We start from the raw sequence: 12,161 nt of genomic DNA on the forward strand, positions 1-12,161 counted from the left end.
CTATCTGGGCCACACGACTCCGGCGGATCCGCCGCCGCGGCGGGTCGGTTCGGCGGCGGCGAGGATTGCGCCGCCGGGGAGGAATTCGAGGCCTTCGAGGGCGCCGATCTCGGCCGCCGAAGATCCGGGCGCGCCGGCTGGGGTGAAGGTGTGGCCGTAGGGGGCGAGGGCGGCGCCGTACTTGTCGATGAAGGATTGTTCGGCCGTCACCGACGCGGTGTTGCGTTGGGAGGCGCGTGGGGCGGCGATCGCCTCGGGGAGGGTCATGCCTCGGTCGAGGCGGTTCGTCAGGGTTTGCAGGACGGTGGTGATGATTGTCGAGCCGCCCGGCGAGCCGAGGGCGATGTACGGCTTGCCGCCGCGCAGGACGATCGTCGGTGAGATCGACGAGCGCGGCCGCTTGCCCGGCTGGATGCGGTTCGGGTCGGCGGGGTCGTAGACCGCGGAGAAGTCGGTGAGCTCGTTGTTGAGGATGAACCCGCGGCCGGGGACGGTGATGCCGCTGCCGCCGGTCTGCTCGATGGTCAACGTGTACGAGACGACGTTGCCCCACTTGTCGGCCGTGACCAAGTGCGTCGTCGACTTGCCCTCGGTGTCCGGCCGCTGTGTGGTCGCGGCACCCTTGGCGCACTTCTCGTACTTGCCGTCCGGCGATCCGGCCGGGACCGGCTTCACTGCCGCCTTGTCCGGGTCGATCTGGCAGGAACGCTCGGCGCCGAACCCGCGGGAGGTCAGCTCCTTGGTCGGCACGTTCACGAAGGCGGGATCACCGACGTACGCCGCTCTGTCGGCGAAGGCCAGCGCGGACGCCTCGAGGTAGTTGTGCAGGTAGTCCGTCGTGCTGAGGCTCTTGAGGTGCTTCGGCTGGAGGATGTTGAGCGCCTCGCCGACCGTGGTGCCACCGGACGATGACGGCGCCATCCCGTAGACGTCCAGGCCGTCGTACCGGACCTTCGTCGGGACGCGGTCCAGCGGCTTGTACTGCTTCAGGTCACCGGTGGTCATGTAGCCCGGCATCACCGGCAGTGTGGTCGTCGCGGTCTTCGGCGGGTTCTTGACGACCGCGGTCATCTCCGCGCCGAGAGCTCCGCCGTAGAAGGTCGAGAGCCCTTTCTTACCGAGCATCCGGTAGGTGTCGGCGAGCTCCGGGTTCTTGAACACCGTGCCGACCTTCGGCGCATCGCCGCCGGGCAGGAACAGCTTCGCGGTCGGCACGATCGCCGAGAAGCGGGCCTTGTTCTCCTGCGTCTGCAGGTTGAACGTGCTGTCCACCACGAAGCCGCGATCGGCCAGGTCGGCCGCGGGCGTGAGCGCCTTGCCGAGCGACAGCGAACCCCATTGGCGCAGGGCCGAGTCCCAGGTCGCCAGCGTGCCGGGGATACCGACGGACACACCGGACGTGACGAGCTCGGGGGTGAAGTTGTACGGCTTGCCGGTCGCCGGGTCGATGAACGCGTCCGACGGCATGGCCGCGGGGGCTATCTCGCGGCCGTCGATCGTGGAGACCTTGTGGGTCTTGGCGTTGTAGTACACGAAGTACCCGCCACCGCCGATGCCGGCGGAGTACGGCTCGGTCACGCCCAGCGCGGCCGCGGTTGCGACCGCGGCGTCGACCGCGTTGCCGCCGCGCCGCAGTACGCCGAGCCCGGCAGCCGTCGCGTCCGCGTCGACCGAGGACACCGCTCCCCCGAACCCGATCGCGGTCGGACTCTTCGCCGGCGGCTTCGGTGGATTCGCAGCGGCGCTCGTACTCAGACCACCTAGGACAAGGGCACCTGCAGACAGCGATGCGACCAGCTTCTTCACCAGTACTCCCGCGGGGCGTCGGCAACATGGACAGATGCCCTTGCTATCCCACAGAAGGGCTTCACGCCAGTACTAGTTCACCGTGCAGGAGTCCATGAAACGTCGGAGCACGTCGTCGGGCCACTCGACTGTGCCGGTCGGGAGCTCGACCAGCAGCCACTGGTCGGCCAGCTTGACCTGGCCGGTCAGGCGACCGTCGAGGGTGCCGATGTGGAAGGTCTTGCCGCTGCCGTCGGTGACGCGGACCGCGGACAGGCTGCGTGCTTGTGGGGCGGCTTGCAGGACGACCTTGGCGGCGGTGTCCGCAGTACGCATCGCCGGCTGGGAGAGTACGACGCGGTTGGCGGCGATCGGGGTCTCCGCTGTCCAGCCCTTCGGCGTCAGGGTGCAGTCGATCGTGTGCCATGGCTGGTTGTTGGCGACCAGCTGGACGACGGAGGCTCCGAACATCGACATCGTCTCGCCCTTCGACGGCTCGGCCGCCGGTGCCGTCGCGGGCGTCGAGGAGGCGGACGTTTCCGCCTCGCCGCCGCCGGCCACCTCGGTGCTGTTGCCCCACCACTTCACCTGGTTGCCGATCGCGAGCGCGAGCGCCGAGACCGCGGCAACACACAGCACACCGGTGACGCGACGCCGGCGCTTGATCCGGCGCAGCGCGCGGCGGCCGCGGGTGACATCGGCCTCGATGTCAGCATCCGGCAGCGCCTCGGCCGCGCGGTCCGCGAAGCCCTCCAACAGCCTCTTCACGTCGTCCATCGGTGTTCTCAACCACTCCCCGTCTTGCGATCCGTCTCTTCCGACATCAGGTCCTTCAGCCGCTTCAGCGCCTTCGCGGTCTGGCTCTTCACCGTTCCTTCGGTGCACTCCAGGATCCGTGCGCAGGTCGCGACATCCAGGTCCTGGAAGTACCGCAGTACCAGCACCGCCCGCTGCCGCGGCGCGAGATCCAGCAACGCGTCCCGGATGGCGAGGGTGTCGGTCTGATCAGGTCCGTCGGTCAGCCGCGGCTCGAGCGTCTCCGCCGTCACCACCTCGGGGTGGCGGCCGGCGCGACGGCGCTCGTCCAGGAAGGCGTTGACCAGGATGCGGTGCGCATACGGGCCCGCGCCTTCGTGCTTGATCCGGTGCCAGTGCACGTATACCCGCGTGCAGGCGGTCTGGACCAGATCTTCGGCAGTGTGCACGTCGCCCGCGGTGAGCAGCAACGCCGTCCTCATCAGCCTCGTGCGGTCCGCGAGCAGGTACTCACGGAACTCGGCCTCACGGTCACCCCCTCGCATTCGTTTCCACCCCGACTACGCCGCCGGTCCCCCTGCGGTTGCCCTGGGCTATCACTCGAAAAGCCTTCTCCACCAGATCGGGGTCGTCGTACTGCAGCCAACTGATGCGTTGGTCCTTACGGAACCACGAGTCCTGCCGGCGCGCGAACCGGCGCGTGGCCTGGGCAGTCCGTTCCCGGGCCTGCGTTTCGTCGATCTCACCGTTCAGCAACGCGATCACCTGCGAGTACCCGAGTGCGCGGTTGGCTGTCTTCCCCTCAATCAAACCCTTGTCCAGCAGTCCTCGCACCTCGGCCACGAACCCCGCGTCGAACATCCGGTCCACCCGGAGGTCGATCCGCGCGTCGAGTTCGGGCCGCGGTACGTCGAGACCGAGCTGGATCGCACCCGGGTAGACGTAGCGGTGCTCGGGCAGCGTGGCGACGTACGGGCCGCCGGTGATCTCGGCGACCTCGAGCGCGCGGACGATCCGCCGGCCATTGCTCGGCAGGATCTGCTCGGCGGCCTTCGGATCCGTCGCGGCGAGCCTTGCGTGCAGCGCGCCGGAGCCGTGGGCTTCCAGCTCGGCCTCGAGGCGGGCGCGGACGACGGGATCGGTGCCCGGGAAGACGAAATCGTCGAGGATCGCGCGGATGTACAGCGCCGATCCGCCGGCGAGGACCGGGGTGCGCTGCCGGTCGATGCAGTCGTCGATGGCCGCGCGGGCGAGCTGCTGGAACTCCGCCACGGTTGCGGTCTCGGTGACGTCGAGGATGTCGAGCAGATGATGCGGTACGCCGTCGCGCTCCGCCGCGCTGATCTTCGCCGTACCGATGTCCATGCCGCGGTACACCTGCATGGCGTCCGCGTTCACCACCTCGCCGTCCAGGTGCTTGGACAGCGCGACGGCCAGGTCGGACTTCCCGGCCGCGGTGGGGCCGACGACCGCGACGACGAGTGGATCGGACATCGCCCCAGTCTCGCAGCTGTCACTCTAAGAGTTCGCCAAGAGGTGCGGACCGGCCTTGTGGATGACCCTCCGTGTTCGGTAAGAACGCCTGGAGCTGGAAACATTTCTACGGGAGGAAACCACGTGACGAACGGGTTCGAAGAAGAGTCGGACGCGGCCAAGGACGCGCTCGGCCTGGGGGAAGAGGTCGACGACCTGGCGGCCGCGAAGCGCAGCGGCGGCGATGTCGAGGCGAAGAAGAGCGGCGGTGACGTCGAGTTCAGCGGTGGCGATGTCGAATCCACCGGTGACGAGGGTGAAGACAGCGGCGGCGACGTAGAGTCGGAACCGTCGGGCGACGGCGTCTGACACTGCTCAGTTTGTCCGGCGTCGTTTCAGCATGGCGCTCGCGGAGATCCCACAGTTCCGGCGTTGCAGGTGCGAAGATCACCGCTAGCTGTCTGTAAGCACTCAACTACGCAGGAATGGGAGCCCCCGAGATGGGCATCTTCGACAAGTTCAAGGGCAAGGCCGAGGACCTGAAGGACAAGGCCACTGACCTGGTCAACGAGCACGGCGACAAGGTCGGTGAAGGTCTGGACAAGGCCGGTGACTTCGTCGACGAGAAGACGGGCGGCAAGTACGGCGACAAGATCGACACCGGCGTCGAGAAGGCCAAGGAAGGGTTGGACAACCTGGACGGCCAGAACGACGACATCCCGGACAAGCCGAACCAGTCCGCCTGATCTCCCCCGAAGGGCCGCAACCATCCAGGTTGCGGCCCTTCGCCATGTCGACAACCCCGGTGTTCCGGCTATCTGGTGAGCTGGGTGATGAGGGTGTTGGCCAGCCAGGTTTCGTACTGGTTCAGGGGCCAGGCGTGTTCGAGGACCAGGGTGCGGTAGACCTCGGGTAGGACGAGGGTTTGGTAGATGGCCACGCCTTCGTCGACTTCCACAGTGAGGTGCGGGGTGATGGCTTCGAGGTGGCGGCGGAACGCTCGTTCCCGGTTGGCCAGGATGGTTTGCATGTCTGCGGCGATGTCGGGGTCGGTCCGGGCCGCTTCCTGATAGATGTCGATGACGTCGTACATCACCTCGTACTGCCGGCGCTGGAGGTTCGCGGCCATTCGCAGGCCGTCGTGGGGGTCGGGCTGGGCGAGGGCTTCGGCGTGGGTCCGGTCGACGTCGAGCGTCCCGGTCACTTCCCAGGCGATCGCGCGCAGGATCGCGGACTTCCCGCCGAACGCGGAGTAGATCGTCGGCGCCGGGATATCGGCCGCCTCGGCGATCGCGGTGATCGTGGTACCGACGTACCCCTGGGTCGCGAACAGGCGACGGGCCGCCGCGGCGATCGCGGACTTCGTGGCGAGAGCCTGCCGCTGCCGGTGGGTCGGTCCTTCCCTCTTGACAGCCACGTCGGGAGCGTACCACTCTCTTCATCATAGTCTCACTATGACGAAGAGAGTATTGCGATGACTCCCGAACTGCCTGTGCTGATCGTCGGCGGCGGCCCGGCCGGCCTGACCGCGTCCTTGCTGCTGTCCCGGCACGGCGTGGAGTCTCTGCTCATCGACAAGCGCGTCGGTCCGTCCCCGCTGCCCCGGGCTCGCGGCGTGCACTCCCGGGCGATGGAGATCCTGCGTGTCTGCGGCGTCGAGCCCGACCTGCGCGCCGTCGAGCTGCCGATCACCCCTGGGGCGCAGTTTCAGGCCGACCTGACCGCCGAACCATTTCGTGAAGACGTGACATCCACTGCCAAGACCGTGGTCAGCCCGTGCGACGGCCTGTCCGTCTCGCAGGACGTCTTCGAGGCGGTACTGCGGGACCACGCGCGCGCCTACTCACCAGCGCAGCTGCGAACCGGCGTACTGCTGGAATCGTTCCGGATCGACGACGGTGGCGTGCTGGCGACCGTCGTCGACCAGAACGGCGGCGGTACGACGGACGTCCGCGCGCGATGGATGATCGCGGCCGACGGCGCTCGCAGCGGCGTACGTCGCCGGCTCGGTATCGAGATGCACGGCCCCGACGACCTGGGCCGGCAGACGATGATCGCGTTCCGGGCCGACCTGAGCAGCTGGACCGGTGCCCGGCCGCGCGGAATCTACTTCCTGACCGACACCGGGGCGGCGCTGATCTGGACCCACACCGACGACCGCTGGGTGATCAGCCGACCTGGTACGACGACCGAGGACGATCCTGCCGCAGCAGTACGTCAGGTCCTCGGGCTTCCCGATCTGGACGTGGAGATCCTGGCCGCTAGTCCGTGGACCGCCGCAGCGCAGTCGGCCTCGCAGTACGCACAGGGACCGGTGTTCCTCACTGGCGATGCTGCCCACCGCTTCCCTCCGGCGGGCGCGACCGGTGTGAGCGCGGCGATGCACGACGTACACAACCTCGCCTGGAAGATTGCCTACAGCAACGACAGCACGAAGCTGCTGGACAGTTACGCCGACGAGCGGGAGCCGGTGGGCCGGCAGAACGCCGATGAGACCGGCGCCGCCTGGTCGCGGCTGTTCAGCGGGACCGGATCTCCGTTCAGCGGGCGCAGTCTCGGTCAGCTCGACATGGGGTACCAGTACCGCTCGGCGATCATCGCCGACGACGGCAGCCCGGAGGCTGATCCACCTGGCTCCGACTACCGGCAGAACGCCGCGCCGGGTTGCCGAGCGCCGCATCTGTGGCTGAACGACGGGACCTCCACCATCGACCTGTTCGATCGGCACTTCGTTCTGCTGACCGCTCCACAGGGAGACTCGTGGCGTGCCGCGGCGGGCCGGTGCGTCGGCGTACCGGTTGATAGCCACGTTGTGTCCGAGCCCGAGTGGCCTGAGCTGTACGGCGTCGAGTCCGACGGTGCGGTTCTCGTACGACCCGACGGCCATGTTGCGTGGCGCAGCCGGACCGGCTCGACCGATCCGGCGGCGGATTTCCGGACGGCGTTGTCCACGTGCACCGGAATCTGACTCCGGACGCAGATCGTCCGGATTGCGTCGTACTCTCAGCTCATGGTCAAGGCCAAGGTGGATGTTGAGCAGTTGACGGTTCGGGCGCTCGAGCCGGAGACGTGGGATGCGTTTGCGGCGCTCGCGGAGCGGCACAACGGGGTGTGGGGTGGGTGCTGGTGCACGTTCTTCCACACGATGCACGAGGAGAAGACGTTCGAGGCGGAGAGCAACCGCGACCTCAAGCATCGCCTGGTCATGGAGGGTCGGGCTCACGCGGCGCTCGTGTTCGACGGTGAGCTCGCGGTGGGGTGGCTCGAGTACGGCCCGCCGGGCGAGCTGCCGAACATCAACCACCGCAAGGAGTACGAGAAGGGCATGGACCGCCCGCCGGACTACCGCCTCACCTGTTTCTTCACCGACCGCAACTACCGGCAGCAAGGGGTCTCGGCGGTGGCTCTCCGCGGCGCCCTCGAGCTGATCGCCGCGGCCGGCGGCGGGGTCGTCGAGACCTACCCCCAGGACACGGGCGGCAAGAAGATCACCGCCTCCTTCCTCTACAACGGCACCCGCTCCCTCTTCGAACAAGCCGGCTTCACCTACCTCCGCCCCAAAGGCAAGAACCACTGCGTGATGACGAAGACGGTAGGTGTCTAGGCTGCGTGTATGAATCGGTTTCGCGTAGTGCCGGCGGCGTATGTGGTGGTTCGGCGGGGGGATGAGGTGTTGTTGTTGCTGCGGGCCAATACCGGATATATGGATGGGTATTGGGCGGTGCCGGCGGGGCATGTCGAGCAGGGTGAGTCGGCGATCGCGGCTGCCGTGCGGGAGTTGAAGGAAGAGGTCGGGATCGACGTTGACGCGGCCGAGCTGGTGCCGTTGACGGCGATGCATCGGACGGGTGGGAACGGGGATCCGATCGACGAGCGGGTGGATTTCTTCTTCATGGCGTCGACGTGGTCGGGTGAGCCGCGGTTGATGGAGCCGGAGAAGGCTGCGGGGCTGGAGTGGTACTCGCTGGACAAGTTGCCGGAGCCGTTGGTGCCCCACGAGGCGCGGGTGCTGGCGGCGGTGGCCGACGGACGTGGGCTTCCTGCGGTGATCGCCCAGGGTTTCGCCTGAGTTCACCGTTCCTGGACGCCCGGGGCTCTAGTGTTCGCTGCGGTGTCAGCGAGCTTGGGAGCGTGGGGCGATGAACGAGCGGTACGACGGGACCAGCCGGCGGAAGCTGTTGCAGGCGGGGGCACTCGGCGCGGGCGCGGTGATTGCCTCGGGTGCGCTCAGCACCGGAAGCGCCGCGGCGACCGGCCAGGTCGAGGCCAAGAGCAGTGAGCGGATCGACACCGAGCACCCGCGGTTCACGCTCGCGGTCGTGCCGGACACGCAGTACCAGTTCGACCAGGACCGGGGTGACCCCGCGCCGCTGACGGCGACGTTCAACTGGCTGATCGACAATCGCGCCGACGAGAACATCGTGTTCATGGCGCACCTCGGCGACGTCACCGAGAACGCGCTGGCGATGGAGTTCGCGCAGGCCGACCCGGTCTTCAAGATCCTCGACCGCGCCCGCTTCCCGTACTCCGTGCTCGCCGGCAACCACGACATCGACGGGTCGAAGGACGACACGCGCGGCCCGTCGCCGTACCTGGACACGTTCAACCCGCGGCGGTTCCGCTGGATGCCGACGTACGGCGGATCGACGGCGAACGGCTACAACTCGTACCACGTGTTCCGCGCGGCCGGCCGGCAATGGTTGCTGCTGGCAATGGACTGGCGCCCGTCGGACGCGAGCTTCGCCTGGGCCCGCGACGTGATCGCCAAGCACCCGAAGCTGCCGGTCATCCTGACCACGCACGAGATCGTGTACGCCGACGCGGGCGACCCGACCGCCTACTTCAGCGACCAGGGCAACCGGGTGTGGGACCAGCTGATCGACCACAACGACCAGATCTTCATCACGATGAACGGGCACTACTGGCCGCCCGGCCGGGTCACGCGGAAGAATGCCGCCGGCAACGATGTGCACCTGCACATCACCAACTACCAGGACCGGTTCTACGGCGGCTCCGGCATGGTGCGGCTGTACCACTTCGACCTGGCCCGGAACACGATCGACGTCGAGACGATCTCGCCATGGATCATGGGCCAGGACCCGGCCAAGCGCAACGAACTCGAAGAGCTCGAGATCGAGCTGACCGACGACGTCAACCGCTTCAGCATCCCGATCGACTTCGGCGAGCGGTTCGCCGGATTCGCACCGGTGCAGGTCCGCCCGGCGCGACCGGCGTCGCAGCTGTTGATCCCCGGTACGGCGGCGTACTGGCGTTTCGACGGACCGGTCACGGACCAGGTGATCGATCAGTCGGGCAAGGGCAACCACCTCACCCGCAAGCAGCTGTCGGGCGACGCACTGACGGCGAGCAACGAGTTCCACCCGGACCAGCCCGGCCACGCGAGCTGGCTGTTCCCGGGCGGCAAGAACCCGGCCCGCGGCGGGTACCTGCAGACCGTCGACAACGCGCCGCTTAACGCGATGACGTTCAAGGGCGGCTACACGATCGAGGCGTTCGTGAAGCTGGCCGACGACGGGCAGGACCACTCGTGGGAGGGGCTGTTCACCCGCCTCGGCACCGGACGCGACGCGGGCAAGACCGGTAGCGACCCGGACGAGCCGGCGGCGAAGCTCGGGTTCTCCGGCGGGCGGCAGGTGCAGTGGGCGGTCTACCCGTTCGACAAGAACGACACGTTCACGAACTGGGGCCACGAGCAGGTCGCCGGCCGCTGGTTCCACCTGGCGATCGTGAACGACGGCCGGCACAGCATCGTGTACGTCGACTCGTCCGAGCTGCTGCGCAATCCGGCGACCCCGTCCAACGGCCTCGCAACCGCTAGCAAGCCGTGGCTGGTCGCCGCCGGCCACTACGCAAACGAGGTCGACCAAGGCTTCGCCGGCAACATCGGCGAACTCCGCATCGTCACCCGCGCGCTGAAGCCGTCCCAGTTCCTCAACGCCTGACCTCTACAGGTACCCGCGGATCAGCTCTTCCTGTGCAGGCAGGAGAGCTAGTTCCGCGGGTGTCAGGGTCGGGTTGTTGCCGCGGTACTCGAGGGCGGCCGGCAGGCCGGGCGTCGGGTCGATGGAGTTGGCGAGGTAGACACCGAGCGCATCGCGCAGCAGCTCGGCGAGGTCGGCGTACGCCGGGTCGAGGGCGACCTGGGCGAAGATGATCGCGGTCAGGGCCACATCGAACTCGGCCATGCCCTCGCGTGCGTTGCGCCAGTCGATGACGACCGGGCCGTCGGCGGTGGCCATCACGTTGAGCGGGTGCAGGTCGCCGTGGACGACGACGAGTCCCGGCCTACCGCTGGCGACCGGGATGGCTTGCAGGCGGCGGTGCAGGTCGGCGTGGATCTGGCCGATCTCTGTCGCGTTGAGGTCCCCGGCGATCGCCGCGTCGCCGAGCGTCGGGCCGTCGAGGCGCTGGACGATCATGTCCGGGCCCTCGATCTCGCGGACGGCGGGAACCGGGTAGCCGTACTTCGCGACGTGCCGCATGAAGTCGGCCTCGTCACGCACCGGGTGCCCGTCGCGATAGCGCCGCAGCACCCAGTCCTCGTCGATGTTGTAGACGTCCGCGTCGCGCCCGAAAGCGAACGGCCGGGCGTCAGGTGGCAGGAGCGAGGACAGGGAGTTCGGGGCGGGTGTTTCCGTCATCCGACCTGGCAGCCGTTCGTCGCAGGCTCCAAGGGCTTGGCGCCGATCGTCGGCATCCCGAGCATCACCCCAGGTGCATCGGCAGGCGCCTCCACAGAACGCTGCCACGCGTCGCCGGCGCGAGTACGACGTACCGCTCCGAACACATCCGCGTTGAGGTGATGCGGCGCGGCGTACGTGACCTCGACCGTCACCACGTCACCTGGCCGCGGTGCCTCAACCTCGGCGGGCAGCGCGAAGTGGACGAGCCGGTTGTCGCGAGCGCGGCCGCTGAGCCGGTGGGTGGCGGCGTCCTTGCGCCCCTCCCCCTCGGCGACCAGCACCTCGACCGTCCGGCCGACGATCTTCTTGTTCTCGTCCCACGCCATCTCGTCCTGCAGCGCGACCAGCCGCTCGTACCGATCCTGTACGACGTCGCGCGGGACCTGGTCCTCCATCGACTCGGCCGGCGTCCCGGGACGCTTCGAGTACTGGAAGGTGAACGCACCGGCGAACCGCGCCTGCCGGACCACGTCGAGCGTGCCCTGGAAGTCCTCTTCGGTCTCCCCCGGGAACCCGACGATGATGTCGGTCGTGATCGCCGCATCCGGCATCGCCGCGCGCACGTCCTCGATGATCTTCAAGTACCTGTCCCGGCGATAGGAACGCCGCATCGCCTTGAGCACAGAGTCCGAGCCCGACTGCAGCGGCATGTGCAGCGAGGGCATCACGTTCGGCGTCTCGGCCATCGCCTCGATCACGTCCGCGGTGAAGTCCCGCGGGTGCGGCGAGGTGAACCGGACCCGCTCCAGGCCCTCCACCGAGCCGCACACCCGCAACAGCTTGCCGAAGGCAAACCGGTCGCCGAACTCCACGCCGTACGAGTTCACGTTCTGACCGAGCAGCGTCACCTCGAGCACGCCTTCGGCGACCAGCGCCTCGACCTCGGCAAGTACGTCACCGGGGCGGCGGTCCTTCTCGCGGCCGCGCAGCGACGGGACGATGCAGAACGTGCAGGTGTTGTTGCAGCCGACGCTGACCGACACCCAGGCGGAATACGCCGATTCACGTCGCGTCGGCAGCGTCGACGGGAACACGTCGAGCGACTCGAGGATCTCGACCTGCGACTCCTCGGCGACCCGCGCCCGCTCCAGCAGCACCGGCAGCGAGCCGATGTTGTGGGTGCCGAACACCACGTCGACCCACGGCGCCTTGCGAACGATCGACGCCTTGTCCTTCTGCGCCAGGCACCCGCCGACGGCGATCTGCATGCCGGGCTTACGGGCCTTCACCGGCGCGAGGTGGCCGAGATTCCCGTACAGCTTGTTGTCGGCGTTCTCCCGGACCGCGCAGGTGTTGAAGACGACCACGTCGGCCTCGTCGCCCTCGGGCGCGCGGACGTAGCCCGCATCCTCCAGCAGCCCGCGCAGGCGCTCGGAGTCGTGGACATTCATCTGACACCCGTAGGTGCGGACCTCGTAAGTACGCATAACAGCCACCAAGAGT

13 protein-coding genes are annotated in these 12,161 nt (G+C 68.0%); 6 read left to right on the top strand and 7 right to left on the bottom strand.

The window, feature by feature from the left end; genetic code table 11:
• From ggt to miaA, 4 genes are all read right to left on the bottom strand, one after another.
• Positions 1 to 1,806, bottom strand: coding sequence for a gamma-glutamyltransferase (gene ggt / locus ACFWUU_RS34420; RefSeq protein WP_380182070.1), 1,806 nt, complete (start codon positions 1,804 to 1,806; stop codon positions 1 to 3).
• Between the two features lie 72 nt (positions 1,807 to 1,878).
• Positions 1,879 to 2,562, bottom strand: a complete 684-nt coding sequence (locus tag ACFWUU_RS34425; protein ID WP_380182072.1) for a hypothetical protein — start codon at positions 2,560 to 2,562, stop codon at positions 1,879 to 1,881.
• 8 nt (positions 2,563 to 2,570) lie between these two features.
• Positions 2,571 to 3,086: a SigE family RNA polymerase sigma factor gene (locus ACFWUU_RS34430; protein ID WP_380182074.1), complete on the bottom strand. Its 516-nt coding sequence runs from the start codon at positions 3,084 to 3,086 to the stop codon at positions 2,571 to 2,573.
• A complete protein-coding gene (miaA, locus tag ACFWUU_RS34435; RefSeq protein WP_380182076.1) occupies positions 3,073 to 4,035 on the bottom strand; it encodes a tRNA (adenosine(37)-N6)-dimethylallyltransferase MiaA in 963 nt (320 codons plus the stop codon). Before miaA ends, ACFWUU_RS34430 begins: the two co-directional genes overlap by 14 nt.
• 123 nt (positions 4,036 to 4,158) lie before the next feature.
• Here miaA and ACFWUU_RS34440 point away from each other — a divergent pair, with 123 nt between their 5' ends.
• The gene (locus ACFWUU_RS34440) at positions 4,159 to 4,383 is read left to right on the top strand and encodes a hypothetical protein (RefSeq protein WP_137259158.1); all 225 of its coding nucleotides are present in this window, start codon (positions 4,159 to 4,161) and stop codon (positions 4,381 to 4,383) included.
• Between the two features lie 131 nt (positions 4,384 to 4,514).
• Positions 4,515 to 4,760: an antitoxin gene (locus ACFWUU_RS34445; RefSeq protein ID WP_137259159.1), complete on the top strand. Its 246-nt coding sequence runs from the start codon at positions 4,515 to 4,517 to the stop codon at positions 4,758 to 4,760.
• A 68-nt stretch (positions 4,761 to 4,828) separates the two neighbouring features.
• Here ACFWUU_RS34445 and ACFWUU_RS34450 read toward each other — a convergent pair whose 3' ends face one another.
• A complete protein-coding gene (locus ACFWUU_RS34450; RefSeq protein WP_380182078.1) occupies positions 4,829 to 5,431 on the bottom strand; it encodes a TetR/AcrR family transcriptional regulator in 603 nt (200 codons plus the stop codon).
• 57 nt (positions 5,432 to 5,488) lie between these two features.
• On the opposite strand from ACFWUU_RS34450, the gene ACFWUU_RS34455 reads away from it, so the two are divergent.
• The 4 genes from ACFWUU_RS34455 (at position 5,489) to ACFWUU_RS34470 (ending at position 9,977) form a co-directional block, all read left to right on the top strand.
• Complete coding sequence (locus tag ACFWUU_RS34455) at positions 5,489 to 6,982, top strand: FAD-dependent monooxygenase (protein ID WP_380182080.1); 1,494 nt, start codon at positions 5,489 to 5,491, stop codon at positions 6,980 to 6,982.
• Between the two features lie 42 nt (positions 6,983 to 7,024).
• Entirely contained in the window at positions 7,025 to 7,618 is a 594-nt protein-coding gene (locus tag ACFWUU_RS34460) for a GNAT family N-acetyltransferase (protein ID WP_380182082.1), read from the top strand.
• A gap of 9 nt (positions 7,619 to 7,627) precedes the next feature.
• Entirely contained in the window at positions 7,628 to 8,083 is a 456-nt protein-coding gene (locus tag ACFWUU_RS34465) for an NUDIX domain-containing protein (protein ID WP_137259163.1), read from the top strand.
• Positions 8,084 to 8,153: 70 nt separating this feature from the next.
• Complete coding sequence (locus ACFWUU_RS34470) at positions 8,154 to 9,977, top strand: LamG-like jellyroll fold domain-containing protein (protein ID WP_380182084.1); 1,824 nt, start codon at positions 8,154 to 8,156, stop codon at positions 9,975 to 9,977.
• A 3-nt stretch (positions 9,978 to 9,980) separates the two neighbouring features.
• Here ACFWUU_RS34470 and ACFWUU_RS34475 read toward each other — a convergent pair whose 3' ends face one another.
• Together ACFWUU_RS34475 and miaB are read right to left on the bottom strand one after the other, a co-directional pair.
• The gene (locus ACFWUU_RS34475; RefSeq protein WP_380182086.1) at positions 9,981 to 10,676 is read right to left on the bottom strand and encodes a phosphotransferase; all 696 of its coding nucleotides are present in this window, start codon (positions 10,674 to 10,676) and stop codon (positions 9,981 to 9,983) included.
• Positions 10,673 to 12,145: a tRNA (N6-isopentenyl adenosine(37)-C2)-methylthiotransferase MiaB gene (gene miaB / locus ACFWUU_RS34480; protein ID WP_380182088.1), complete on the bottom strand. Its 1,473-nt coding sequence runs from the start codon at positions 12,143 to 12,145 to the stop codon at positions 10,673 to 10,675. The genes ACFWUU_RS34475 and miaB overlap by 4 nt, the downstream gene beginning before the upstream one ends.
• Between the last annotated feature and the right edge of the window lie 16 nt (positions 12,146 to 12,161).

Source organism: Kribbella sp. NPDC058693, from assembly GCF_042715335.1.
GTDB lineage: Bacteria > Actinomycetota > Actinomycetes > Propionibacteriales > Kribbellaceae > Kribbella > Kribbella jiaozuonensis.

What these genes read in the sequence shown, in the direction of transcription:
- ACFWUU_RS34425 (WP_380182072.1), bottom strand. Translation starts at nt 2,562, where the DNA reads ATGGACGACGTGAAGAGGCTGTTGGAGGGCTTCGCGGACCGCGCGGCC.
- ACFWUU_RS34430 (WP_380182074.1), bottom strand. Translation starts at nt 3,086, where the DNA reads ATGCGAGGGGGTGACCGTGAGGCCGAGTTCCGTGAGTACCTGCTCGCG.
- miaA (WP_380182076.1), bottom strand. Translation starts at nt 4,035, where the DNA reads ATGTCCGATCCACTCGTCGTCGCGGTCGTCGGCCCCACCGCGGCCGGG.
- ACFWUU_RS34445 (WP_137259159.1), top strand. Translation starts at nt 4,515, where the DNA reads ATGGGCATCTTCGACAAGTTCAAGGGCAAGGCCGAGGACCTGAAGGAC.
- ACFWUU_RS34455 (WP_380182080.1), top strand. Translation starts at nt 5,489, where the DNA reads ATGACTCCCGAACTGCCTGTGCTGATCGTCGGCGGCGGCCCGGCCGGC.
- ACFWUU_RS34460 (WP_380182082.1), top strand. Translation starts at nt 7,025, where the DNA reads ATGGTCAAGGCCAAGGTGGATGTTGAGCAGTTGACGGTTCGGGCGCTC.
- ACFWUU_RS34465 (WP_137259163.1), top strand. Translation starts at nt 7,628, where the DNA reads ATGAATCGGTTTCGCGTAGTGCCGGCGGCGTATGTGGTGGTTCGGCGG.
- ACFWUU_RS34470 (WP_380182084.1), top strand. Translation starts at nt 8,154, where the DNA reads ATGAACGAGCGGTACGACGGGACCAGCCGGCGGAAGCTGTTGCAGGCG.
- ACFWUU_RS34475 (WP_380182086.1), bottom strand. Translation starts at nt 10,676, where the DNA reads ATGACGGAAACACCCGCCCCGAACTCCCTGTCCTCGCTCCTGCCACCT.
- miaB (WP_380182088.1), bottom strand. Translation starts at nt 12,145, where the DNA reads ATGCGTACTTACGAGGTCCGCACCTACGGGTGTCAGATGAATGTCCAC.